The organism is Streptomyces nogalater, from assembly GCF_039532885.1.
Taxonomy (GTDB): Bacteria; Actinomycetota; Actinomycetes; order Streptomycetales; family Streptomycetaceae; genus Streptomyces; species Streptomyces nogalater.
This window is the reverse complement of the sequence record NZ_BAAASM010000031.1, coordinates 146,634-170,981: the sequence shown is the minus strand read 5'-3', so window position 1 is coordinate 170,981 and position 24,348 is coordinate 146,634. Positions and strand designations below refer to the sequence as shown.

The 24,348-nt window shown below is 73.4% G+C and carries 18 protein-coding genes; 10 read left to right on the top strand and 8 right to left on the bottom strand.

Features of this window, described 5'->3' with window-relative positions; genetic code table 11:
* Positions 1 to 19: 19 nt before the first annotated feature.
* The 3 genes from ABD350_RS21360 to ABD350_RS21350 all read right to left on the bottom strand — a co-directional run bounded on the left by ABD350_RS21360 (position 20) and on the right by ABD350_RS21350 (position 5,631).
* A complete protein-coding gene (locus tag ABD350_RS21360; RefSeq protein WP_344349840.1) occupies positions 20 to 1,555 on the bottom strand; it encodes a DUF5719 family protein in 1,536 nt (511 codons plus the stop codon).
* A complete protein-coding gene (locus tag ABD350_RS21355; RefSeq protein WP_344349839.1) occupies positions 1,552 to 5,187 on the bottom strand; it encodes a glycosyltransferase in 3,636 nt (1,211 codons plus the stop codon). The genes ABD350_RS21360 and ABD350_RS21355 overlap by 4 nt, the downstream gene beginning before the upstream one ends.
* 180 nt (positions 5,188 to 5,367) lie before the next feature.
* Positions 5,368 to 5,631 carry a WhiB family transcriptional regulator gene (locus tag ABD350_RS21350; RefSeq protein ID WP_003975777.1) on the bottom strand — a complete coding sequence of 88 codons (264 nt, stop codon included), beginning with the start codon at positions 5,629 to 5,631 and terminating at the stop codon, positions 5,368 to 5,370.
* Between the two features lie 690 nt (positions 5,632 to 6,321).
* Here ABD350_RS21350 and ABD350_RS21345 point away from each other — a divergent pair.
* The 4 genes from ABD350_RS21345 to ABD350_RS21330 all read left to right on the top strand — a co-directional run bounded on the left by ABD350_RS21345 (position 6,322) and on the right by ABD350_RS21330 (position 10,241).
* On the top strand, positions 6,322 to 6,816 hold the full coding sequence (locus tag ABD350_RS21345) for a cysteine dioxygenase (protein ID WP_344349838.1): 495 nt from the start codon (positions 6,322 to 6,324) through the stop codon (positions 6,814 to 6,816).
* A gap of 34 nt (positions 6,817 to 6,850) precedes the next feature.
* Positions 6,851 to 7,810, top strand: coding sequence for a 2-phospho-L-lactate transferase (cofD, locus tag ABD350_RS21340; protein ID WP_344349837.1), 960 nt, complete (start codon positions 6,851 to 6,853; stop codon positions 7,808 to 7,810).
* Positions 7,807 to 9,147, top strand: coding sequence for a coenzyme F420-0:L-glutamate ligase (locus tag ABD350_RS21335; RefSeq protein ID WP_344349836.1), 1,341 nt, complete (start codon positions 7,807 to 7,809; stop codon positions 9,145 to 9,147). The genes cofD and ABD350_RS21335 overlap by 4 nt, the downstream gene beginning before the upstream one ends.
* Positions 9,148 to 9,227: 80 nt before the next feature.
* Positions 9,228 to 10,241 carry a DNA-3-methyladenine glycosylase family protein gene (locus ABD350_RS21330; protein ID WP_344349834.1) on the top strand — a complete coding sequence of 338 codons (1,014 nt, stop codon included), beginning with the start codon at positions 9,228 to 9,230 and terminating at the stop codon, positions 10,239 to 10,241.
* Positions 10,242 to 10,394: 153 nt separating this feature from the next.
* Here the strand turns inward: ABD350_RS21330 and manB are convergent, their stop codons facing one another.
* Positions 10,395 to 11,477, bottom strand: a complete 1,083-nt coding sequence (gene manB / locus ABD350_RS21325; protein WP_344349833.1) for a mannose-1-phosphate guanylyltransferase — start codon at positions 11,475 to 11,477, stop codon at positions 10,395 to 10,397.
* 148 nt (positions 11,478 to 11,625) lie between these two features.
* Positions 11,626 to 13,080 (bottom strand): peptidoglycan recognition protein family protein, encoded by a 1,455-nt coding sequence (locus ABD350_RS21320; protein WP_382466654.1) that lies wholly within the window; start codon positions 13,078 to 13,080, stop codon positions 11,626 to 11,628.
* Positions 13,081 to 13,191: 111 nt separating this feature from the next.
* On the opposite strand from ABD350_RS21320, the gene ABD350_RS21315 reads away from it, so the two are divergent.
* The 4 genes from ABD350_RS21315 to ABD350_RS21300 all read left to right on the top strand — a co-directional run bounded on the left by ABD350_RS21315 (position 13,192) and on the right by ABD350_RS21300 (position 19,038).
* Complete coding sequence (locus ABD350_RS21315; protein WP_344349831.1) at positions 13,192 to 13,947, top strand: TIGR03089 family protein; 756 nt, start codon at positions 13,192 to 13,194, stop codon at positions 13,945 to 13,947.
* Between the two features lie 161 nt (positions 13,948 to 14,108).
* Positions 14,109 to 15,296, top strand: coding sequence for an LCP family protein (locus ABD350_RS21310; RefSeq protein ID WP_382466655.1), 1,188 nt, complete (start codon positions 14,109 to 14,111; stop codon positions 15,294 to 15,296).
* 239 nt (positions 15,297 to 15,535) lie between these two features.
* The gene (locus ABD350_RS21305; protein ID WP_344349828.1) at positions 15,536 to 17,311 is read left to right on the top strand and encodes an LCP family protein; all 1,776 of its coding nucleotides are present in this window, start codon (positions 15,536 to 15,538) and stop codon (positions 17,309 to 17,311) included.
* A gap of 80 nt (positions 17,312 to 17,391) precedes the next feature.
* Entirely contained in the window at positions 17,392 to 19,038 is a 1,647-nt protein-coding gene (locus tag ABD350_RS21300) for an LCP family protein (RefSeq protein ID WP_344349827.1), read from the top strand.
* Between the two features lie 44 nt (positions 19,039 to 19,082).
* Here the strand turns inward: ABD350_RS21300 and ABD350_RS21295 are convergent, their stop codons facing one another.
* A complete protein-coding gene (locus ABD350_RS21295; protein WP_344349825.1) occupies positions 19,083 to 20,105 on the bottom strand; it encodes a glycosyltransferase family 2 protein in 1,023 nt (340 codons plus the stop codon).
* A gap of 129 nt (positions 20,106 to 20,234) precedes the next feature.
* Here ABD350_RS21295 and ABD350_RS21290 point away from each other — a divergent pair, with 129 nt between their 5' ends.
* On the top strand, positions 20,235 to 21,725 hold the full coding sequence (locus tag ABD350_RS21290) for an LCP family protein (protein WP_465270407.1): 1,491 nt from the start codon (positions 20,235 to 20,237) through the stop codon (positions 21,723 to 21,725).
* Between the two features lie 115 nt (positions 21,726 to 21,840).
* Here ABD350_RS21290 and ABD350_RS21285 read toward each other — a convergent pair whose 3' ends face one another.
* Entirely contained in the window at positions 21,841 to 22,389 is a 549-nt protein-coding gene (locus ABD350_RS21285; RefSeq protein ID WP_030788039.1) for a hotdog domain-containing protein, read from the bottom strand.
* Positions 22,390 to 22,507: 118 nt separating this feature from the next.
* Here ABD350_RS21285 and ABD350_RS21280 point away from each other — a divergent pair, with 118 nt between their 5' ends.
* Positions 22,508 to 23,830: an LCP family protein gene (locus ABD350_RS21280; RefSeq protein ID WP_344349823.1), complete on the top strand. Its 1,323-nt coding sequence runs from the start codon at positions 22,508 to 22,510 to the stop codon at positions 23,828 to 23,830.
* Positions 23,831 to 23,903: 73 nt separating this feature from the next.
* On the opposite strand, the gene ABD350_RS21275 is transcribed toward ABD350_RS21280, so the two are convergent.
* The gene (locus ABD350_RS21275; protein ID WP_344349822.1) at positions 23,904 to 24,269 is read right to left on the bottom strand and encodes a four-helix bundle copper-binding protein; all 366 of its coding nucleotides are present in this window, start codon (positions 24,267 to 24,269) and stop codon (positions 23,904 to 23,906) included.
* Between the last annotated feature and the right edge of the window lie 79 nt (positions 24,270 to 24,348).

The window sequence follows — 24,348 nt, the reverse complement described above, 5'->3', positions numbered from 1 at the left end:
CCGCGTCCCGGACCCGTCGTCACTTCTGCAGGATCGACAGGTCCTCCTTCGTCTGCGGTACCGATACCAGGCCGTGGTCGGTGGGGAGGGTCTGGATGGTGAAGGCGGGGGTGTCGGGGGTGGTGAGGGTGCGGGAGGCGTAGAGGGGGGCACCGGAGGCGGGTTCGACGGTGAGGGCGTAGGTGCCCTTCAGGCCCGCCGGGACGGGGGCGTCGACGTTCTGCGTGGTGCCGGCCTTGATCGTGTACGTCCTGGTCGCCGGGGTGCCGCCCTCGCTGCCCGCCGAGGCGGTGACCTTGACCGTGGCCGCGCCCTCGGGCGCGGTCAGGGCGAGCGTCGTGCCCTTGGCGGTGTTGCCGGCCGAGGTCGCGCGCGCGCCGACGGCGGCGGTGGCCGGGATGAACGCCGTCTCCCGCTTGTCGCCCTTGCCCCGCACCACCTGGAGCGCCGCGACGACCGGGACCGCCTGGTCGGTCGGGGTGAGGACCAGGGAACCGGGCTCGCCGCGGGTGACGTCCCCGAGGTCGGTCGCCGTCGTCATACCGGACTTGACGTGGGTGGTCTCGCTCCCGGCCGGGGTGATCAGGCCGTCGGGCGAGGCCAGGCGGATCTTCAGGTCGGCGTCGTCGTCGCCGGGGGCGAACGCGATCAGACGGACGTCGGTGGCGTCCTTCGGGATGCCGGGCAGGACCAGGCTGCCGGCCGGGTCGGCGGCAGGGGCCAGCCAGTCGCCGCCCGCCTTGTCGTCCAGGGCCCGCACGGCGGCGCCGACCCGGCCGCCGCGCACGCTGACGTGCACGGTGAGGTCGGCCTGCCGTTCCTCGGTGAGCGTGGAGAGCAGGATCGCGTCGCTCGCGCCGGGGCCGATGGTGAGGTTCTCGCCCAGCGGGGCCTTGATCGCGCCGTCCTTGCCGTACAGCTCGATGTCGACCACGGCGGCGGAGTCGTCGGGGTTGGTCAGGTGGACGTAGTCGGTGCGGCCGGCGGCCGTGCTCGCGCCCGGGAACCAGAAGTCGGTGTCGGCGCCGGCGCAGTTGACGCCGAGGAGGCCGCGGCCGGTGCCGGCGGCGACCTCGGTGGTCTCCTGGACGGTCCAGCCGGGCGCGAAGGAGCCGTCCGCGGTGCCGACGAGCGCGGGCGTGTCCCCGCCGGAGGTCTCGCCGGTGGCCGGTGTGCCCGGCGCCTTCGGCGTGAGCACCGGCTGCCCGGCCGCCTTGCCGGCGCCCTTCTTCCCACCGTCCTTCTCCTTGCCGTCCTCGCCGTCCTTGCCGTCCTCGCCGGAGCCGCCGTCCGCCGACTGCTCGGCGGCCGCCTGGAGCCGGGCGTGGCCGCCGCTCGCGGCACCCTTGGTGACGGGTGTGAACGAGGTGTACGTCGTCTCGGCGAGGTCCGAGGCGCTCGGCGCCGGGCACACCAGGCTGGTGCGTTCCACGGGCAGCCGGGCGGCGGCCTTGGGGGCGGCGCCGGACGCGGACGGCGGGTCGACCGCGGCGAACGCGGTGACGGCGGCCAGCGCGGCCGTGCCGGCGAACAGGGACAGGGTGGTGCGGTTCACTGCTGGCTCCCGTCGGGACGCTGGCTGCCGGTGCCGTGGGGGTGCTGGGCCGGGTCGTAGCCCTGCGGGGCGGGGTCGTACGCCGTCTCGTAGCCCTGGTGCCCGTAGGCCGTCGGGTCGTAGGACGGCTGGTCACCGGTGCCGCCGTAGCCGTACGGGTCGTAGGGGGCCGTCTGGTAGGGGTCGGGCTGCTGGTACGGCTGCTGGTCGTAGCCGGTCGGCGTCTGGTACTGGTCCGTGCCGTAGCCGGTGTACCCGGTGGTGGCGTACGCGGCCGGGTCGTAGGCCTCGTAGGGCCCCGGGTCGGGGACGGTGGCCGGGGGCGGGGGGGTGCCGGGCCGGTCCCCGGCGGGCGGTTCCTCGGCCTGGGCGCGCAGGCGGCGGGCGCGGCGGCCCTCGCCGGCGGTGGCCTGGGCGGGCACCGGCTGCTCCTCGGGCAGGTCGTCGTCGACGTCGCGGCGGCGGCCGGGCAGGGCGAGGACGACCAGGACGACGGCGAGCAGGCCCTGCGTCCAGAGCCAGGCGGTGTGGGCGAGCGGGGTGTCGTAGGTGACGTCGAGCCTGCCGCCCTGGGCGGGGAGCCGGAAGCCCTGGGCCCAGCCGTCGACCGTGGTGCGGGTGAGCGGTTTGCCGTCGAGGGTGGCCGTCCAGCCGTCGTCGGCGCTGTCGGCCAGGCGCAGGACGCGGCCGTCGGGGCCGGCGGGGACCGTGGTGTGGATCTCCACCGGTCCGGCGGTGACCGGCCGGCTCTCGCCGGAGCCGTCGGCGGGCACGATGGCCGCGCGGGAGACGTCCTGGTCGACGCGCCACAGGGCGCCGCCGTTCTGCTGGCTGAGCCGGGTCAGGCCGGGGGTGGCGTCCAGCACGCGGGTGATCTCGCGGGGGGCGCCCTGGTGGACGAGGACGTAGCGCACGGCGAAGCCGCCGAGTTCGGCGGCCTGGTCGGCGCCGGAGCCGGCCACCAGGTGGGCGACGGTCTGGTCCAGGCGGGTGTCGGTGCCGTCGGCGGCGGTGAGTTCGGCGTCTCCCATGCGGGCGCCGGAGCCGCGGACCAGGCTGTAGCGCACCCGCGCGGTGGAGTCGCTGTCCAGGACCAGGGTGCGGGCCTGGGCGCCGCCGGCGGAGTCCTCGGCGACGAACGCGGGGACCTGGGCCGGGTCGCGGCGCTCCAGCGGGCCGTCGGCGCCGCGGATCATCCAGCCGGCGGCGATGAGGAGCGGCCCGGCGGCCGAGGCGAAGGCGATCAGAGCGGCGACGGGCTGGCGCCAGCCGAAGCTCTGCTCGGCCACGCGGGCGCGCGCGCCGTCGGCGCCGAGTGCGGCGGCGGCCAGCAGGGCGATGCCGTAGACGAGGGTGGCCGGTCCGGCCCAGGCGGACCTGTTGGACAGCACCGCGAAGACGAGGCCGGCCAGGGCGACGGCCCAGGCGGTGCGGATGCCGAGCTGCCGTTCGGAGCGCAGCAGGGCGGCGAGCGCGGCCGGCACGATGCCGATGAGCAGCAGGCCGTTCATGGTGCCGGGGCCACCGGGAGCGGCGCCGAGCAGGTCGAGCGCGGAGGCGGCCGAGGGGCCGTAGTCCAGGCCGGCCTCCTGGAAGAAGCCGGTCGGGAGCAGGGTCAGCGACCAGGGCGCGAGGACCAGCAGCGGGGTGCCGAGCTGGGCGAGGAAGCGCGGCCCGTAGCCGAGGAGGTCGCGGCGGCGCAGCGCCAGGACGCCGAGGCCGAGCAGCAGCGCGAGGGGCCACACGATCGGTGTGAAGGCGGTGGCGATGGTCAGCAGCAGCCCGTACGCCCAGGTGGCGCGCCAGCTGCCGCGGGTGCCGGCGCGGTTCGCCAGGCCGCTGGCGGCGATGCCCGCACGCGCGATGAGCGGCAGCAGCACGGCGAGGACGGCGGTGCCGACGCGTCCGCCGGCCAGCGCGCCGGTGGTGGCGGGCAGGAAGGCGTAGGCGATGGCGGCCCAGGCGCGCAGCAGCCGGGAGGCAACCAGCGGCCGGGAGGCGAGGTAGGCGGTGCATCCGGCGAGCGGCACCGAGCAGATCAGCAGGACGGTGACGGCGAGGCCGGTGGAGCCGAACAGGAGCGAGGCGAGGGTGGCGACGAGGGCCAGGTACGGCGGTGCGGACGGGGTGCCGCCGGTGCCCACCGGGTGCCAGGCGTCCAGGTAGCGCGACCACAGGTCGGTCGCGCCGGCCGGGGCGGGCAGCAGGGCGCCGCCGGCGAGGGCGCCGCCGCCGAGCAGGGCGCGGCAGGCGGCGAGGGAGACGAGCAGCAGGGCGAGGAAGAGGACGGGGGCGGGTCTGCGGGCGATCCGCTTGAGCCGGGCGAACTGCTCGACCTCCAGGAAGTCGGCGTCGTCGCCGCCGGGCCCGGATTCCACTGCGCCGCCGTGCCGGCCGGCCGCGGAGGTGTCGGTGTCGGTGCCGCCGGTGAGGTTGCCGGCGATCTGTTCCACGGTGGCCCGGATGGTGGCGCCGGGCGGCGGGAAGAGGGAGCGCAGTTCCCCCTTGTCGATGCGGGAGGGGCCGCGGCGGCGCCGGGCGGCGATGATCCGCTCCGGCCGCAGCAGGGTGCTCAGCAGACCGCGGATCTCGTCGAGGGCCTGTCCCGGGACCTTGCCGACGAGGTAGGCGAGGGTGCGCAGGAGGGTGCCGAGGACGAGCCGGAACAGCACCCAGGGCAGGGCGGCCGTACGGGTGTTGACGAGCAGGGTGTAGACGGCGCCGGCCTTGTCGACCTTGTGCGGGGAGGCGGTGGTGCGGCCGGCGCAGTCGACGGCGCGGCGTTCGCGGGAGGCGGCCTCGGCGTGCCGGACGACGGCGTCGGGGGCGACCAGGACCCGGTGGCCGGCGGTGTGGGCGCGCCAGCACAGGTCGACGTCGTCGCGCATGAGGGGCAGCAGGCGGTCGAAGCCGCCGAGCTGTTCGAAGACGTCGCGGCGCACGAGCATGCCGGCGGTGGACACGGACAGCACGGTGCGGACGTGGTCGTGCTGGCCCTGGTCCTGTTCGCGGCGGTCCAGACCGGTCCAGCGGCGGCCGGAGTTGGCGATGGAGACGCCGACCTCCAGCAGTTGGCGGCGGTCGTACCAGCCGCGCAGCTTGGGGCCGACGATCGCGACGTCGTCGCGGCCGAGTTCGAGTTCGTTGTCGACGACCCGCAGCAGCTGCGCGAGGGCGTCGGGTTCGGGGGCGCAGTCGTCGTGCAGCAGCCACAGCCACTGGACGGGTTCGCCGTGCGGCAGTTCGGGCAGGTCGTAGGCGTCGTCGCGCCAGGTGCGGGTGGCGGGGTCCCAGCCGCTGGGGCGCTTGAGGTACGGCAGGTCCTCGGCGGTGAGGAGGGGTGCGGTGCGGCTCGCCTCCTCCACGGCCTGGCCGAAGCCGGTGCGGCGGGCGAGGTGCAGGACGTTGGCCTCGCCGAGGGCGTCGGTGAGCAACCGGGCGGAGTCGTCCGCGCTACCGGTGTCGGCGGCCACCGCGTACTGGACGGGACGCTCCTGGCCGAGCAGCCCGGCGAGCGCGTCGGGCAGCCAGCGGGCGCCGTCGTGGGAGACGAGGACCGCGGTCACGACGTGGCGCGGGAACTCAGGGATGGCAGCTTCTGGTTGGGCTGCCGCATGGCTGTGCACGGACATCGAGGTACGGGCCCCGGTTCGATGGACTGCGGTGGACGCCTGTGTCTTCTCGCGGATCGAGGGACAGCGGGGCGTCTCGGACGAGCGTCCACACTATCGGCTGGGCATGACGACGGCCCGCCGCCTGTGGACAACCCACGGCTGACGGGCCGTTCGGACCCTTCGCGGTCGCGCGTATGGTCACACGGCGGCCTTCTTCAGGCGGCGGCGTTCGCGCTCGGACAGGCCGCCCCAGATGCCGAAGCGCTCGTCGTTGGCGAGGGCGTATTCGAGGCACTCGGAGCGGACCTCGCAGGCGAGGCAGACCTTCTTGGCCTCTCTGGTGGAGCCGCCCTTCTCGGGGAAGAAGGACTCGGGGTCGGTCTGGGCGCAGAGTGCGCGCTCCTGCCAGCCGAGTTCCTCGTCCGCGTCGTCGACCAGCAGTTGCTGCACCAGCTCGGTCATGTGCGCCCCTCGTCTGTCTTCGCGTCCCCGTGCGTGGCCGTTACCGATGGCGGCTGAACGACACGAGTGAAATTACAAGTGTGCTGCTCCGGGCGAGTCAAGCCGGGATCTGCTATTGGGCCCGTTATTCACTCTGCGGAACCAAGGCCGTGCTGAAAGTGTTCAAATCGCCATAAACCTTGGCACGCAGGCGGGCCCCCGGGGACGGCCCGACCCCGTACAGATCCTCTGTACGGAGAAGGACGCCTCCGTGTTCGATCCCGTTCCGCGAGGCTCGCGCACTCGGATGTGCCCCATGTGTCCCGAGACCCCGATGAGCAAACCTTTCGCCTGCGAAATAAACCGGATGAGGTGAAACATGTCCCACATACCGGGCGGCGAGTTGACACTGCGCGTGTGAACCGCTGTCCTAGTGGGCATGCTCGCGAACTTGGCACCCGCCTCGACCCGCACCGCCGGGTCCCTCGGTGCCGCCCGCGCGCGCTGTAGCTGTTGCTGCTGTCCCAGCTGTTGAGCCAAGCCCGCTCCGGCTGTTTCCGAGTCCATCCCGGCTCGGCCGCGTTCCGTCTTTCCTGAGCCCCCTCATCCGGGGCATCCCGCCCGCCCGCGACCCGGGCGGACCGCACGCGTCACCCCAGCTCCGCCCTCCAGCTCCGGCCCCACTCTTCCGCCGAGGACCACCGCACCCCCATGAACAGCGACAACGACCTCCAGATCGCCGGCGACATCCTCGAAGTCCCGCACCTGCTCCAGCCGCCGCGCGAGCACCCGGCCACCGTCGCCGAGTTCGTGGGGCTCGCCCGCTCGATCGCCGCCGACCGGGACCAGTGGGCGCACCTGGTCCGCTTCGACGCCACCACCCGCTGGTACCACCGGCTGCGCACCGGCCCCGGCTACGAGGTGTGGCTGCTGTCCTGGCTGCCCGGGCAGGGCAGCGGACGGCACGACCACGGGCGCTCCTCCGGTGTGCTCACCGTGGTGGAGGGGACGCTCACGGAGCACACCGCGCGCGGCACGCGCGCGCTGGGGGCGGGCGCGCAGCGGGTGTTCGCGCCGGGGTACGTCCACGAGGTCGTCAACGACGCGCTGGAGCCGGCGGTCAGCCTGCACGTCTACCACCCGGGGCTGACCGAAATGCCCATGCACACCTCCCCGCACTGCGAGGCACGCGCGGTGACCGCCTGACGCGTTGTCGTATCCGCCTGCAAGACTTGCCCCCATGCGCATTGTGGTTCTGGCAGGCGGCATCGGCGGTGCCCGTTTCCTGCGTGGTCTGAAGCGGGCCGCGCCGGACGCGGACATCACGGTCATCGGCAACACCGGCGACGACATCCACCTCTTCGGTCTGAAGGTCTGCCCGGACCTGGACACGGTGATGTACACGCTGGGCGGCGGCATCAACGAGGAACAGGGCTGGGGGCGGGCCGACGAGAGCTTCCACGTCAAGGAGGAGCTGGCGGCCTACGGCGTCGGGCCGGAGTGGTTCGGGCTCGGCGACCGGGACTTCGCCACGCACATCGTGCGGACGCAGATGCTCGGTGCCGGCTATCCGCTCAGCGCGGTCACCGAGGCGCTGTGCGCCCGCTGGCAGCCGGGCGTGAAGCTGATCCCGATGACCGACGACCGCGTGGAGACGCACGTGGCCGTCGAGCTGGACGGCGAGCGCAAGGCGGTCCACTTCCAGGAGTACTGGGTGAAGCTGCGCGCCTCCGTCCCGGCCCAGGCGATCGTCCCGGTCGGCGCCGAGCAGGCCAAGCCGGCCCCGGGCGTCCTGGAGGCCGTCGCCGAGGCGGACGTGATCCTCTTCCCGCCGTCCAATCCGGTGGTGTCCATCGGCACGATCCTCGCCGTGCCCGGGATCCGCGAGGCCATCGCGGAGGCGGGCGTGCCGGTGATCGGCCTCTCCCCGATCGTCGGGGACGCGCCCGTGCGCGGGATGGCCGACAAGGTGCTCGCCGCGGTCGGCGTGGAGTCCACGGCCGCCGCGGTCGCCGAGCACTACGGCTCCGGGCTGCTGGACGGCTGGCTGGTCGACTCCGTGGACGCGGGCGCGGTCGAGCGGGTCGAGGCGGACGGCATCCGCTGCCGGGCCGTGCCGCTGATGATGACCGACGTGGAGGCCGCCGCGCAGATGGCGCGGGAGGCGCTGGCGCTGGCCGAGGAGGTGCGGGGAGCGTGAGCGCGACGGAGGCCGCCGCGGCCGGTGAGCGGCCGGAATACCGGGTCTGGGCCCTGTCCGGCATCCCCGAGGTGCGGCCTGGCGACGACATCGCCAAGCTGATCGTCTCGGCCGAGCCCGGTCTGGCCGACGGCGATGTGGTGATCGTGACCTCCAAGATCGTCTCCAAGGCGGAGGGCCGGCTGACGCGGGCCGACGACCGGGAGGCGGCGATCGACGCCGAGACGGTCCGGGTGGTGGCCCGGCGCGGCACGCTGCGCATCGTGGAGAACCGGCAGGGCCTGGTGATGGCCGCCGCCGGGGTCGACGCCTCCAACACCCCGGCCGGGACGGTGCTGTTGCTGCCCGAGGACCCGGACGCCTCCGCCCGCGCCATCCGGGCGGGCCTGCGCGAGGCCCTCGGCGTCAACGTCGGGGTGCTCGTCACCGACACCTTCGGGCGACCCTGGCGCTCGGGGCTCACGGACGTGGCGATCGGCGCCGCCGGGGTGCGCGTGCTGGACGATCTGCGCGGGGGCACGGACGCGTACGGCAACCCGCTGAACGCCACCATCGTCGCCACGGCGGACGAGCTGGCCGCCGCCGGCGACCTGGTCAAGGGCAAGGCGGCGGGCCGCCCGGTGGCCGTCGTACGCGGACTGCCCCACGTCGTGGATCCCGGTGGCGCCGACGGCACGGAGGAGGGCGCGCGGGCGCTGGTGCGCCGGGCGCGGGACGACATGTTCCGGCTCGGCACCTCGGAGGCGGTCCGGGAGGCCGTCACCCAGCGCCGCACCGTGCGGGACTTCACCGACGCCCCCGTGGACCCGGGCGCCGTGCGGCGCGCGGTGGCCGCGGCTCTCACCGCACCCGCTCCGCACCACACCACGCCCTGGCGGTTCGTGCTGCTGGAGTCGGAGGAGTCGCGGGTACGGCTGCTCGACGCGATGCGGGACGCCTGGATCGCCGACCTGCGCCGGGACGGCAAGGGCGAGGAGGCCATCGCGAAGCGGATCCGGCGCGGCGACGTCCTGCGCCACGCGCCGTATCTGATCGTGCCCTGCCTCGTCATGGACGGCTCGCACACCTACGGCGACCCCCGGCGCGACGGCGCCGAGCGGGAGATGTTCGTGGTCGCGATGGGCGCGGGCGTGCAGAACCTGCTGGTCGCGCTGGCCGGGGAGCGGCTGGGTTCGGCGTGGGTGTCGTCCACGATGTTCTGCCGGGACGTGGTGCGCGAGGTGCTCGGGCTGCCCGCGGACTGGGATCCGATGGGCGCGGTGGCGGTCGGCCGCCCGGCGGAGGATCCCCGGCCGCGACCGGAGCGGAACGTGGAGGCGTTCGTGGAGGTGCGGTGAGCGCTGCGGTGAGCGCCTACCCTCGTAAAGCGGAACCACGACTTCCGGAACATCCCGGCCGGCCCCTCTAGGACTCCCCCGTGGCAGGACGCTTTCCCCAGCGGCCCACGCGTACGACCGTGCGCGGCGGGCATGCCGCCGTACCCGGAGCGGCCGGGATACCCCGGCAGACCGCGCCCGCGCGGGTGCGCCGCTGGGTGCCGGACGGGCCGCTGGACCTCGGGCTGACCCTCGGACCGCTGCGGCGCGGGCCCGCCGACCCGACCTTCCGGGCCACCGCGGACGGGTCCGTGTGGCGGGCCAGCCGTACGCCCGCCGGACCGGGCACGGTGCGCGTGCGCGCGTACGGCGGTGAGGTGACCGGCGAGGCCTGGGGGCCGGGGGCCGAGTGGCTGCTGGAGCGGTTGCCGGAGCTGCTCGGTGCCGCCGACGATCCCGAGGCGTTCGTGCCCCGGCACCGGGTGGTGGCGCTGGCCCGGCACCGGCGGCCGGGGCTCCGGCTGACCCGGACCGGACTGGTGCTGGAGTCGTTGATCCCGTCCGTGCTGGAGCAGAAGGTCACGACCGACGAGGCGTACCGGGCGTGGCGGCTGCTGGTACGCCGGTTCGGGGAGCCGGCGCCCGGGCCCGCGGGGGTGGGCGAACGGCCGATGTTCGTCATGCCCGCGGCGCGGACCTGGGCGCTGGTTCCCTCCTGGGAGTGGCACCGGGCGGGGGTGGACGACAAGCGGGCGTCCACAATTCTCAGGGCCGTACGGGTCGCCGAGCGGCTGGAGCAGGCGGTGGGGATGCCGGCGGACCGGGCGCGGGCACGGCTGGAGGTCGTGCCGGGCGTGGGGCCGTGGACGTCGGCGGAAGTGGTGCAGCGCAGTCACGGGGCGGCGGACGAGGTGACCGTCGGGGATGTGCACCTGCCCGGGATCGTGGGATGGGCGCTGGCCGGTGACCGCGACGCCGACGACACGGAGATGCTGCGCCTGCTCCAGCCGTATGCCGGCCAGCGGCATCGGGCGGCCCGGTTGATCCTGCTGAGCGGCCACATACCGGCCAGACGCAAGCCGAAGATGCCCTGGGTGGACATCGGGGTGCTGTGAGGCGCGGGGGCTGTGGGGGGGGTGGGGTCGCTTACCGGCGCTGGCAGGTGCCGCCGCGCCCACCCGTGCCGCCCCAGCGGCACGACTGCCCGCAGCGGCGGCGCCCATGTACCTGGCGGTGCGCCAAGCAGGGCTGGAGCGAACCGGAACCCACTACTGGTCGGAGGAGAAGCGGAGCGCCCCCGCGGGGATGCGGGCGTCGCACCACACCCGTACTCCCTCGCGCAGTTCGTTGTCGGCGCCCACGACCGCGCCGTCGCCGATGACCGTGCCGGTGAGGACGGAGCGTTCGCCGACCCGGGCGCGGGTGCCGATGAGGGAGTCGGTGACGACGGCGCCCGGCTCGATGACGGCGCCGGGCAGGATGGTGGAGCCGGTGACCCGCGCCCCCTCGGCCACGAACGCGCCCTCGCCCACCACCGTGCCGCCGGTCACCTTGGCGTCCGGCGCCACCGTGGCCGTGGGCAGCACGAGTCGGTCGCCGCAGCGGCCGGGGACCGCCGGGGAGGGCGCGCGGCCGAGGACCAGGTCGGCCGAGCCGCGCACGAAGGCGGCCGGGGTGCCGAGGTCCAGCCAGTACGTGGAGTCGACCATGCCCTGGAGATGGGCGCCGGCCGCCAGGAGGCCGGGGAAGGTCTCGCGTTCGACCGAGACCGGCCGGTCCGCCGGGATGGTGTCGATGATGGAGCGGCGGAAGACGTACGCCCCCGCGTTGATCTGGTCGGTGACGATCTCCTCCGGCGTCTGCGGCTTCTCCAGGAACGCCAGGACGCGCCCGGTGCCGTCCGTGGGCACGAGCCCGTAGGCGCGCGGGTCCACCACTTTCGTCAGGTGCAGCGAGACGTCCGCGCCCGTCGTCTCGTGGGTGTCCACCAGGGCCCTGATGTCCAGGCCGGTCAGGATGTCGCCGTTGAAGACCAGCACCGGGTCGTCGGGGCCGGAGTGCAGCCGGTCGGCGACGTTGCGGATCGCGCCGCCCGTGCCGAGGGGCTCCTCCTCCGTGACGTACTCGATGTGCAGGCCCAGCGCGGAGCCGTCGCCGAAGTACGGCTCGAAGACCTCGGCCAGATAGCTGGTCGCGAGGACGATGTGCTCCACGCCCGCCGCCCGCGCCCGCGCCAGCTGGTGGGTGAGGAACGGCACCCCGGCGGCCCGGACCATCGGCTTGGGCGTGTACACCGTGAGCGGTCGCAGCCGGGTGCCCTTGCCACCGACCAGAAGGATCGCTTCCGTCACCTGTTGTCTCCGCTTCCAGCCGGGACCGGCCGAGCCGCTCGTCTCATTCGTTTCGGCCGGTCAGTGTATGCAGACCGGCCGACGACTCCCGCGGCGGCCGCGCGGTGTCCGGCCGGATGGGCACGCGCTTTCCCTCGCCCGCCCGGCCTCAACGCCCCTGGTAGCGCGCCGCGCTGGTGCGGGCCGTGCCCAGTTTGGCGTAGAGCCGCTTTCCGGGGCACTCGGTGGCGTATCCGTCCCGGTGACCGGACATCACGTTCAGCCGCACCTTCTTGCCCTTGGGGTAGAGGTTGCCGCCGCCCGACGTGAGGTACGTCTTCGCCCTCGGATCGGCCCCGTGGAGCCCGAGCTTCCACGCGGCGAGCCGGGCGACGGCCGTGACCGCGGCGCCCGGCGGCTGGACCGTGCCGTAGCTGCCGATCACGGCGACGCCCATGCTGTCGGTGTTGAACCCGAGGGTGTGCGCGCCGAGCACCGGCTTCGCCACGCCTCCGGCCCGGCCCTCGTAGAGGGTTCCGCACTTGTCGACGAGGAAGTTGTAGCCGATGTCCCGCCAGCCCATGCTCTTGACGTGGTAGCGGTAGATGCCGCGGATGACGGAGGGGGCCTGGGCGCAGGTGTAGTTGTTGCCCGAGGCGGTGTGGTGCACGAAGGCCGCCTTGATCTTCTTCGTGTAGACGAACCCGCGTCCACGCAGTGACTCGTCGGCGCCCCAGCCCCGGCGCGTGACGATCTTCGGGCGCGGTCCGATGTAGGGCTTGGCCCGCACCGGCCCCTGAAGCTTCGTCAGTTCCTCCTCGGTGGCCGGGCCGTCGAGTTCCGGGATCTCGGTGGTGCCGAAGGCGGCGATGTCGGCATTGGCACCCGAGGCGGCGATCGCGGCCTCCGTGTCCAGCGTGGTGCGCGGCGGTTCGTCGACGGGCGCCCCCGCGGCCGGCGCCTCGTCCGCCTGCCCCGCCGTCCCCGGCTCCGCCGCCGTCTCCCCGGGGTCCTCCCCGGGGTCGACCAGCTCCAGACGCAGCCCCGCCGGCAACGGCCCCCGCCCGTCCCCGGCGTCCGTCTTCCCGGCCCGTACCCGTACGTCCACGCCGTCCGAGGCGCCCACCCACAGCGGCGCGGTCGCCCCGCGCACCCGGCGGGCGGTGCGTTCCGCCGAGGACGGGTCGGCGCCGTGGTCGGCGTGTGTCTCGACGTCCTGCCAGCCGGTCCACCGCCCCGTCACGGCGGACCGGGTACGCACCCGCACCCGGCCGCGCAGTTCGGTGCCGGGGTCGTCCCACACCACGCCGAGCAGCGCGAAGCGGCCGAGGCCGGTGCGGCGCACCCCCTGTTCCGGGGCCGCGCCGGGAACGCCCTCCCGGGACAGCGGGACGAGCGGCAGCGAGCGGGTGCTCCCCGGGACCGCGCCCTCGGACACCGCGCGCCCGAGGTCCGCGCCCCCGTCCCGCCCGGGCCCGGTCGCGGTGGACGCGGATCCGAACGCGGGCGGGGCCGGCGCGAGGGCGAGGACCGCCGCGCAGGCGGCGCCGAGCGAGCGGACGGTGAGCGGAAGGACACCGGAAGAGGAAGTAAGGAATCCACGCATGCGCACGATCTTGGACATAAGCGTACAAATCTGTCCATAGGTCAACTGACGGGCCGTCGGGCGGGGCATCCGCCGAACCGGTGGCCCGTTCCCCCGTGCGCCCGCCCGCCCGCGCGTACCCTGTGCCGGGTGAACGCCACCGATCGCACCCCCGCCGACCTGCTGGCTTCCGCGCTCGCCGCGGACCCCGGCCGCCCACTGGTGACCTTCTACGACGACGCCACGGGCGAACGCGTCGAACTGTCCGTGGCCACCTTCGCCAATTGGGTGGCCAAGACCGCCAACCTCCTCCAGGGCGACCTGGCCGCCGGCCCCGGCGACCGCGTCGCGCTGCTGCTGCCCGCGCACTGGCAGACGGCCGTGTGGCTGCTGGCCTGCTCCTCGGTGGGCGCGGTCGCGGACGTCGCCGGGGACCCGGCGGCGGCCGACGTCGTGGTGAGCGGCCCCGACGCCCTGGAGGCCGCGCGGGCCTGCCCCGGAGAGCGGGTGGCGCTGGCCCTGCGGCCCCTGGGCGGGCGGTTCCCGCAGCCGCCGGCCGGGTTCCTCGACTACGCCGTGGAAGTGCCGGGGCAGAGCGACCGGTTCGTCCCGTTCGCGCCGGTGGTCCCGCGGGAGCCGGCGCTCGTCGTCGCCGGGCGGGAGTTCAGCGGGGCGGAGGTGGCCGAGCGCGCCGCGGCCCAGGCACCCTCGCTGGAGCTGACCGGGCCCGGTTCCCGGCTGCTGTCCGGGCTGTCGTACGACACCTGGGAGGGGCTCGCCGCGGGGCTGTTCTCGCCGCTGGCCGTCGGCGGGTCCGTGGTGCTGTGCCGGCATCTGGACCGGCTGGACGAGGAGGCCCTCGCCAAGCGCGTGGAGAGCGAGCGGGTGACCGCGGTACGCCGCTGAGACGCGTACGGCGGCCACCCCACGGCAGAGCCGCCGCCCCGGCGCCCCGAGACCCCGCGCCTCACCCGGTCGGAGCAGCAAAGGGCGCTGCCCGGACGCTCCCCCGCCATCGTCGTAAGAGCAGCACGTGACGCTCGTACGCCATGAGGGGATGGCCCATCGTGACCGACACCGCAGGCAAGTCCCTCGGTACCGGTCGCGGGCCGGGGGCCTCGGCCACCGGAGACGGACTGATACGGCGCCGGCGGCGGCGCCGGCTGCGGAAGGCGGCGCTGGGGGCGGCCGTCCTCCTCCTCGCCGCCGCCGGCGCCGGCTGGGCCGGTTACGCCCGGCTCAGCGCCAACATCACCTCCGACGAGGCCGCCGCCGCCGAACTGGCGCGCTACGAACGGGAGCGGCCCACCGCACTGGTCAGGGACGCGCAGAACATCCTGCTGATCGGGTCCGACACCCGGGCCGGCGAGGCCAACCGCGAGTACGGCAAGGGCGTCGACGGCCAGCGGTCGGACACCACGATCCTGCTGCACCTGGCCGCCGACCGGACCAGCGCCACCGCCGTGTCGCTGCCCCGCGACCTGATGGTGGACATCCCCTCCTGCCGGCGGGAGGACGGCACGCGCGGCGACCCGGTGTTCGCGATGTTCAACCACGCCTTCGAGGTGGGCGGTTCGGCGTGCACGATCCGGACCGTGGAGAAGCTCACCGGCATCCGCGTCGACCACCACATGGTGCTGGACTTCGCCGGGTTCAAGGAGATCGTGGACGCCGTCGACGGCGTCGAGGTGTGCCTGGAGGAGCCGGTGGACGACAAGGCGGCGAAACTCCGGCTGCCCGCCGGACGGGTCACGCTCGACGGGGAACAGGCGCTCGGGTACGTGCGCGCCCGCAAGTCGCTCGGCAACGGCAGCGACACCGAACGGATGGAACGCCAGCAGCGGTTCCTCGGGGCGCTCGTCGACAAGGTGCGCGACGACGACATCCTGCTCAACCCGGTGAAGCTGTACCCGCTGCTGGACGCGGCGACCTCCGCGCTCACCACCGACCCGGAGCTGGCGAGCCTGCGCGGCCTGTACCAGCTGGCGCGCGGGCTGCGCGACATCCCCACCGAACAGGTGCGGTTCCTGACCGTGCCGAGGCGGTCGTATGTCTACGACGCCAATCGTGACCAGCTCGTGGAGCCGGAGGCCGAGAAACTGTTCGGGCGGCTGCGGGCCGATCAGCCGGTGGTGGTGTCGCGGGAGAATTCACAGAAAGTTCCCCGGGAAGTCACAGGCGCGGGCGGCCCGGACGGCCCCTCGCCCGCCCCGACGTTTCGCGGGTACACCGCCGCCGAACACACCTGCGAGTAGGGCGCCTACCAAAAACTGCGGACGTGCGTTTTGAAAATGCGGTGGATTGCCCGGTTGTAGGCACATGGAATTTGTCATCGGCGTCGTCCGACGCTGAACTGGGCGGATAGTGTGAGCGATCCGGTGCACCTGGCCGCGAGGTCCGACGGGCTTTGTCGGGGCGTGCACTGTTTTACCGAGACCCGAGCGCCTTGGAGGGGGAAGGCGCCGCGTGGCCCCGACGGAGGATTCGGACAACCGTGGACGCGCAAGGCCGTGGGCGGGCGGAGAACATCGACCCCGCAGACCAGTGGGTGCTCAATCCGAACACCGGCGAATACGAACTGCGACTGAGCCCTTCCGCAGCGCAGCCGCCGGTGCCCGGACCGCGCAGACCGTCCGCCCCGGGTGGCGGCGCGGCGGGCGGCCGTGCCCGGCGGCAGGGCGCGGAGAAACGGCAGGGCGGGGAGAAGAGTCAGCCGTCCCGGGCGCGCGGCACCGAGGTGCCGGCGCCGCGCTCGGCCCGGCGCCGGGGCGCGGAGCCGGAGGCGCCGCAGGGCCGGCGCGCGTCGCGGCGGCCGGTGAAGAAGACGTCACGGGCGAAGAAGGCGCTGCTGTGGACCGGCGGGTCCATGGCGTTCGTGCTGGTCGCCGTGACGACCGCCGGCTACCTCTACATCAAGCACCTGAACGACAACATCACCTCCGTGTCCGACGACGGCGCCAGTACGGGCGGCTTCCGCAAGGACGAGGCGATCAACATCCTGCTGATCGGCACCGACAAGCGCACCGGCAAGGGCAACGAGGGCTACGGCGACGCGGGCAGCGCCGGGCACGCGGACACCACGATCCTGCTGCACGTGTCGAAGGACCGGTCCAACGCCACCGCGCTGAGCATCCCGCGTGACCTGATCGTCGACATCCCGGACTGCCCGACCCAGCAGGAGGACGGCACCCAGAAGATCATCCCGGGCTCGACGGGCGTCCGCTTCAACACCAGCCTCGGGCAGGACGGCCGTACGCCGAGCTGCACCATGCGCACGGTGACCGAGCTGACCGGGATCAAGCCGGACGACTTCATGGTGGCCGACTTCAACGCGGTCAAGACGCTGACCGAGGCGGTCGACGGGGTCGAGGTCTGCCTGGCCAAGGACATCGACGACCCGGACTCGCATCTGAAGCTGCCCAAGGGCAACCACAAGATCTCCGGTGAGCAGGCGCTGGCGTTCGTGCGCACCCGGCACTCCGTCGGCTTCGGCGGCGACCTGAGCCGGATCGGCCTCCAGCAGCAGTTCCTGGGCGCGCTGATGCGCAAGCTGAAGGGCAACTCCACGCTGACCAGCCCGACGAAGATGGTGAAACTGGCGGAGGCCGGCACCAAGGCGCTGACCGTGGACGACAAGCTGGACGACATCAACAGGCTGAAGGACCTGGGGCTGGAGCTGGGCAAGCTCGACCCGAAGAACCTGACCTTCACCACGCTGCCGGTCAAGGACAATCCGGCCGACGGCACCGTGCACAAGACGGTGATCCTGGATCAGGCGCTGGCCCCGCAGGTGTTCCAGGCCATCCAGAACGACGTCTCCTTCACCGACGTGAAGAAGAAGGAGAAGGCGGCGAAGGACGCCCAGGCCGCCCGGCTGAAGGGCACCCAGGCGCCCGCCTCCGAGGTGCGGGTGCGCGTCCTCAACGGCGGCGCCCAGGCCGGCAGCGCGCAGGCGGTGCTCGGCTGGCTGCAGAACGGCCAGGGCGTGACCAAGTCGGAGAACGGCGGCAACGCACCCGAGAAGCTGGCCAAGACCACGCTGGAGTACGCGCCCGACCAGGCGGCCCAGGCCCGCCGGCTGGCCGCGATCATGGGCCTGTCCGGGGCCGCGCTGAAACCGGGCGAGAGCGTGACCAACGCGCAGGGGCTGCCGGCGATGACGCTGACCCTGGGCGAGGACTTCAAGGGAGCGGGGGTCTCCCTGACACCTCCGACGAAGGCGCCGAAGGTCGACAAGTCCACGGCGGACAAGGTGAAGTGCGCTTCGTAGGTAACCCATGGGGCCCGTCGTGCGTCTAACCGGACGCGGGACGGGCCCGCTGCTTGGCGCGAGGGCGGGGAGGGCAGGGAGTGGCGCAGAGCGAGGTGCGCGGACAGGCTCCGGCAGTCGAGGACGCGGTGGCGCGCACGCCCGCGGCCCCGGGGGCGCCGGCCGGTCCGGGCCGGCGTAGGGGCGGGCGGCGGCCGGGTGGTACGCAGCCCGACCGGCGGCGGCGCAGACGGCGGGTGCTGCGCTGGTCGGCGACCGTGCTGGCGGTGGTGATACTCGGCACCGCGGGCGCCGGATATCTGTACTACCAGCATCTCAACGACAACCTTCAGAAGGGGCGGCGCGCCAACGGCGACGACTCCAAGGCGCACCGCACCGCGCCGAACGCCGCGGGCCAGACCCCGCTGAACATCCTGCTGATCGGCTCCGACAGCCGGAACTCCAAGGAGAACCTGAAGCTCGGCGGCAGCAGGGACCACGTCGGCGACCCGCCGCTGGCGGACGTGCAAATGCTCATCCACCTCTCGGCGGACCGCAAGAGCGCCTCGATGATCAGCATTCCGCGCGACACCCGGGTGGACATCCCCGCCTGCACCGACCCCGACACCGGCAAGGAATATCCGCCGACGAACGACATCATCAACGTCACCCTGGCCCGGGGCGGAGCCGGCTGCACGCTGCTGACCTGGGAGAACCTCACCGGGGTCTATATCGACCACTGGATGACGATCGACTTCGCGGGCGTGGTGCGGATGGCCGACGCGATCGGCGGCGTCGACGTCTGCGTGAACCAGAACGTGTCGGACCACCCGACGGCCACCGTGCCCGGCGGGTCCGGGCTGAAGCTGACCAAGGGCACGCACAAGGTGAAGGGCGAGCAGGCCCTGCAGTGGCTGCGCACCCGGCACGCCTGGGGTGACGACCTGATGCGGGCCCGCGCCCAGCACATGTACCTGAACTCGATGATCCGCACGCTCAAGCAGCAGAACGTGTTCACCGACACCGGCCGGCTCATGGACCTGGCGGACGCGGCCGTCAAGTCGCTGCACGTGTCCGAGGAGATCACCTCGGTCAAGAAGCTCTACGACCTCGGCATGCAGATGAAGTCGGTGCCGACGGACCGCATCACCTCCGTGACCATGCCCAACCTGAAGGACCCGCAGGACGAGAACCACGTCATCCCCGACAAGGAGAACGCCGACAGGATGTGGCGGATGCTCCGGGACGACGTGCCGTTCGACAAGAACGGCGGGGCCTCGGGCGAGAAGAAGGACACGGCCGGAAGCAAGCCGGACAGGAAGCCCTCGCTGGACCCGGCCCGGCTCGGGGTGCTGGTGCGCAACGCCACCCGCACCTCCGCCGAGGCCGCGGTACCGCAGCGGGCGTCGGCGATCGGCCAGGTGCTGGTGGGCAAGGGCTACGCCCGGGCACAGGCCGACACCTCGGGCAGCCTGGCCGAGGACAAGACGCTGGTGCGCTATCCGAGCGCGGACCTGGAGGGCGACGCCCAGGCGGTGGCCCGGGCGCTGGGCATCCCGGTGACCCAGGTGCAGAAGTCGACCGACGTCTCGGGGGTCACGGTCGTCGTCGGCGCGGACTGGCGCTCCGGCCCGTCCTACCCGAAGAAGTCCGAGCCCAAGGCCGGCGACCTGCCGGAGAACTCCGACGCCGTGAACGGCTCGGACACCTCCAAGTGCATGGACGTGTACGCGCCCTACCGCTGGTAGCGCCATCGGCGCCCGGGGCCCCGGCGGCGGGGCCCCGGCACGGTTCAGGCGTGGACGGCGGGCCGGCGGGAGGCGATGACCTTGCGGGCCAGCGACTTGGGGCTGGTCAGGAAGCCCCAGCCCCAGGACATGTGCATGGTGGCCAGGGCGAGGGGGATGCGCAGCCGGGCCGCCGCCGGCAGCCCCTTGCCGGCCGGGACCGAGCCCGCGACGATCGCGGCCAGGTAGCCGCCGGGGACCACCAGGCCCCAGGGGGTCAGCGCGACGCCGACCACGAGGCCCGCCGCGATCGCGCACACCGCCACCGGCGGGGCGAGATAGCGCAGGTTGATGGAGCCGGAGTGGTAGCGGGCGACGACGTGCCGCCAGCGGCCGTAGTCCTTGTACTGCCGGGCCAGCGCGCGCACCGACGGCCGCGGCCGGTACGACACCCGCAGCTCGGGCGAGAACCAGATCAGGCCGCCCGCCTCGCGGATCCGGAAGTTCAGCTCCCAGTCCTGGGCGCGGATGAACTCCTCGTTGTAGCCGCCCTGCTGCTCCAGCGCCTCGCGCCGGAACACGCCGAGGTAGACGGTCTCGGCGGGGCCGGCCTGGCCACCGGTGTGGAAGGCGGCGTTGCCGACGCCTATCTTCGACGTCATCGCGGCGGCCACCGCGTGCTCCCAGGCGTTCTCGCCCTCGGCGTGCATGATGCCGCCGACGTTCTGCGCGCCGGTCTCCTCCAGCAGCCGCACGGCGGTGGCGATGTAGTTCGGCGAGAGCATGCCGTGGCCGTCCACGCGGACCACGATCGGATGCCGGGACGCCTTGATCGCCGCGTTCAGCGCGGCCGGGGTGCGGCCGGTCGGGTTGGGCACGGTGTGCACGCGGGGGTCCGCGCGGACCAGCTCGGCGGCGATCTCGTCCGTGCGGTCCGTGGACGGACCGAGGGCGATCACGACCTCCATCTCGCCGGCGTACTCCTGCGCGAGGATCGCTTCGACGGCTCCGCGCAGATGCCGTTCCTCGTTGAGGACGGGCATGATCACGGACACTGCGGGGAGCCGCACGTCGGGCTTGGCGTTCATAGGAGCCTCACGTTACCGCGAACGGGGGACACGGATGCGCGCCACCGGGGCCGCGGCGCGGGCTGGAGATCGTATCGGCCTACTGTGCTCCCCGGATCCCACGTACGGCCTCGTCCGGAGGTGTCCCCCTTGCCCAGCCCGCCCCGGTCCCCGGCGCGTCCGCAGCGCCGCCCGCAGCCGCCCCGCCGTGTGCCGCGCCCGCCCGAGCGGCCCGTGCGCTCCGTCCGGCCGCCCAGGCGGCCGCGCTGGGCCATGCGGGCGGTCACCACGCTGTCGGTCGTGGTGCTCGCCTCCGCCGGGATCGGCCACGCGGTGGTCAGCAGCCTGGACGCGGGCATCGCCCGGATCGACGCCTTCAAGGACATGAAGAACCGGCCCCGGGGCGGCCACGGCATGAACGTGCTGCTGGTCGGCACCGACGGCCGGGACAAGGTCAGCGAGCGGGACCGGCGCGCCTTCCGGCTGGGCGGCCAGCCCTGCCACTGCACCGACACGATGATGATCGTGCACATCGCCGAGGACCGGGAGCGGGCCACCGTGGTGAGCCTGCCGCGCGACTCCTACGCCGAGATGCCCGCGCACACCGACCAGAACTCGGGGCGGCGGCACGACCCGCACCCGGTCAGGCTGAACGCGGCCTACGCCGAGGGCGGCCCGCAGCTGACCATCCGCACGGTGGAGAACATGACCCATGTGAAGATCGACCACTATCTGGAGGTCGACTTCACCAGTTTCATGCGGACCGTGGACGTGCTCGGCGGGGTCGAGGTGTGCACGCCGACCCCGCTGAAGGACCGGTACACCGGGCTCGACCTCGCCGCCGGGGCCCACACCCTGCGGGGCGGGCAGGCACTCCAGTACGTACGCGCCCGGCACGTCGACGGGGCCAGCGACCTGGGCCGGATGAAGCGGCAGCAGCGGTTCCTGGCCGCGCTGATCGACAGGACGACCTCCTCCGGGGTGCTGCTGAACCCGATGCGGTTCCGGGACGTGACCCGGGCGGTGCTCGGCTCGGTCCGCGCGGACGCGGGCTTCGGCACCGACGAGCTGCTCGATCTCGGCCGGGCGATGCGGAACTTCTCGCCGTCCTCCTCCGAGTTCACCACCGTGCCCATCGGGCAGCTGAACTACCGGGTCAAGGGCATCGGCTCGACGCTGAAGTGGGACCCGGCGAAGGCGGAGAAGCTGTTCGCGGCGGTGCGCGACGACAAGCCGCTGGCCCAGGACCGCGCGCGCCGCTCCAAGGTGCCCGCGCCGGTGCCGGTGGAGGTCGCGCCGGACACGATCCGGGTGCAGGTGGCGAACGGCACGGGCACGGTGGGGCTGGGCAAGCGGGTCGACGCGGCGCTCGCGGCGACCGGTTTCGCCACCACCCACCGCCCGGTGACGGCCCCCGCCCACGTGCCGCGCACGCTGGTTTTCTACGACCCCCGCTGGGACCGCTCCGCCCGCTCCCTGGCCGCGGCCCTGCCGGGCAGCGAGCTGCGCGCGGTGCCGGGGCAGGGACCGCTGCTGAAGGTGACGGCCGGCGCCGACTTCAAGGACGTCCGCCGGGTCCGCTTCGACGACCCGAGCCGACCGGAACAGAGCGTCCTGCGGGGCAACGAGGTGGTGTGCTGAGCGGTGGGCGCGGGCGGCTCGGGGCTTCGCCGGGCGCTCGGCGCAGCGGCCAGGTGGCGGGTTGGCGACGGCGGCGGGGCGGTTCGGTGGTTGGTGTGGTGGGCGGTCGCGGGGGTCAGTCCTCGAAGCCCTCCGCCGCCCGCTGCTCGCGCAGCTCGCGGATGGCGCGGCGGCGGGCCAGGCGGTGCGTGCGGCGGATCTGCGCCTCCTGGTAGCGGCGGCGGTCGCGGTCGGTCTCGGGTATGACCGGCGGCACCCGGCGCGGCTTGCCGTCGGCGTCCACCGCGGCGAAGACCAGGTAGGCGGAGCCGACCTGGGTGGGCGGGGCGGACTCGTTCCAGCGCTCGGCGAGGACCCGGACGCCGACCTCCATCGAGGTCCGGCCGGTCCAGTTCACCTGTGCCTTCACATGGACCAGGTCGCCGACGCGGACCGGCTCCAGGAACGCCATCTCGTCCATGGACGCGGTGACGGCGGGGCCGCCGGAGTGCCGGCCGGCCACGGCGCCCGCCGCGTCGTCGACCAGCTTCATGATCACCCCGCCGTGCACCGTCCCCAGCAGGTTGGTGTCGTTGTGGGTCATGATGTGGCTGAGGGTGGTGCGGGAGGCGGAGGTGGGCTTACCCGGGATCTCCGGTTCCACTTCCGTGGCCTGGTCTGTCATGCCCTCCACCTTATGCCGACGCCGCTTCGCGGAATTTGTGTCGGCTTGGCAACAGCGCCGCCCTGATTTTCCGACAGCCCTTGTCCGGCACACCGCGGCGCCCGGCACACTGGTGCGCATGAATGACTGGCCCGAGGGATGGTCCGACGACAACCGCGGCCCGCGCTACGGACGCGGCAGTGCCGGCGCGCAGCCGGAGAGCGCCCGTGTGATGCGTCAGGTGCGGCGCGGCCCGGCGGTACCGCCCGGACCGCGCTCGGGGCGCGACGGCTCCGGCCCGGCGGCCCCGCCGTACGGGGCGGGGGTGCCGCAGCAGCCGTCGTACGTGGACGGCCGGGGCCACGAACCGGGCGCCGGCGACCCGCACGACAGCGGCTACAACACCGGCCGGGTCTACGGCGCCGGCGGCGGCCGTGGCCCGGGGTCTGCGGGGAGCGCGCCCGCCCGGGGCCCGCGCCCGGCGCCGAACTGGCGACGGCGGATCAAGTGGACGGCGATCACGGTGGCGGGTGTGCTCGTCGTCACGTCGGTGGCGACCTACTTCTGGGCCGACTCCAAGCTGCGCCGCGAGGTGGACCTGTCCAAGGTCATCGACCGGCCGGAGGGCGGCGACGGCACGAACTACCTGATCGTCGGCTCGGACAGCCGTGAGGGCATGTCCAAGGAGGACGAGAAGAAGCTGCACACCGGCGGCGCCGAGGGCAAGCGCACCGACTCGATGATGATCCTGCACGTCGGCGGCAACGGCGACACGCTGATCTCGCTGCCGCGCGACTCGGACGTGGTGGTGCCGTCGTACCAGGGGTCGACGTCCGGGAAGGTCTTCCCGGCGCAGGGCCGGCACACCAAGCTGAACGCCACCTATGCCGAGGACGGGCCGACGCTGCTGGTCCGCACGATCGAGGCCAACACCGGGCTGCGCATCGACCACTACGTGGAGATCGGCTTCCAGGGCTTCGCCAGCATCGTGGACGCGGTGGGCGGCGTCGAGATCGACATCGAGAAGGCCTTCAAGGACAAGTGGTCGGGCGCCGACTTCGAGGCCGGCAAGCAGACGCTGAACGGCCAGGAGGCCCTCGCGTTCGTGCGCACCCGGCACGCGTTCGCCGCCTCCGACCTCCAGCGGACCAAGAACCAGCAGAAGTTCCTCGCCGCCCTGGCCCACCAGGTGGCGACGCCGTCGACGATCCTGAACCCGTTCAAGTTCTACCCCACCATGGGCGCGGGCCTGGACTCCCTGATCGTCGACAAGGACATGTCGCTGTGGGACCTGGCGTCGATGTTCTGGGCGATGAAGGGCGTCAGCGGCGGTGACGGCACCTCGATGAACATGCCGATCTCCGGCTCCGCGGGCGGGAACCTGGTCTGGGACAAGGCCAAGGTGAAGACGCTGGTGGACGAGCTGAACAACGACGAGAAGGTCACCGTCTCCGGGAACTAGCCGGGAACCAGGCAGCGGGGTAGCGGGGGCCGGGGGCGCCCGGCCGGGTGCCCCCGGCCGTGTCGGTGTGAAACTACATGCGGCCGGCGCCCGCCATCGCCCGGCAGCTCTCGGCACAGCGGCGACACGCCTCCGCACAGCGCGTCAGCTGCTGGTCGTCCGGCATGGCGGTACACGCCTCGGCGCACGTGTCGCACGCCTTGGCGCACAGCGCGCACATGTCGGTGTGGAGGGGCGAGCGGCGCATCATCATGTCGGCGCACATGCGGGTGGTCTCGGAGCAGTCCATCAGCGCGCGCATGATCTGCATCTGCTGCTGACCGCCCTGCTGCATGCAGGAGCTCATGGTCTCCTCGCAGACGCTGTGGCAGTCCATGCAGGCGTCGATGCAGTCCTGCATCTGCTGCGTGAGGGCAGGCATCGCCGGTGACTGGGTCATGGCTCCTCCTGGGGAGGCGGGGGCCCGGGGCGGACCCCGTGTTCTTCCGTCCTACGTCCCCTCCCGCCGCCCCGCATGT

Bases quoted from the DNA above. Each gene is read 5' to 3' on its own strand.
- ABD350_RS21355 (WP_344349839.1), bottom strand. From the start codon at position 5,187: ATGTCCGTGCACAGCCATGCGGCAGCCCAACCAGAAGCTGCCATCCCT.
- ABD350_RS21350 (WP_003975777.1), bottom strand. From the start codon at position 5,631: ATGACCGAGCTGGTGCAGCAACTGCTGGTCGACGACGCGGACGAGGAA.
- ABD350_RS21345 (WP_344349838.1), top strand. From the start codon at position 6,322: ATGAACAGCGACAACGACCTCCAGATCGCCGGCGACATCCTCGAAGTC.
- cofD (WP_344349837.1), top strand. From the start codon at position 6,851: ATGCGCATTGTGGTTCTGGCAGGCGGCATCGGCGGTGCCCGTTTCCTG.
- ABD350_RS21320 (WP_382466654.1), bottom strand. From the start codon at position 13,080: ATGTCCAAGATCGTGCGCATGCGTGGATTCCTTACTTCCTCTTCCGGT.
- ABD350_RS21295 (WP_344349825.1), bottom strand. From the start codon at position 20,105: ATGAACGCCAAGCCCGACGTGCGGCTCCCCGCAGTGTCCGTGATCATG.
- ABD350_RS21285 (WP_030788039.1), bottom strand. From the start codon at position 22,389: ATGACAGACCAGGCCACGGAAGTGGAACCGGAGATCCCGGGTAAGCCC.
- ABD350_RS21280 (WP_344349823.1), top strand. From the start codon at position 22,508: ATGAATGACTGGCCCGAGGGATGGTCCGACGACAACCGCGGCCCGCGC.
- ABD350_RS21275 (WP_344349822.1), bottom strand. From the start codon at position 24,269: ATGACCCAGTCACCGGCGATGCCTGCCCTCACGCAGCAGATGCAGGAC.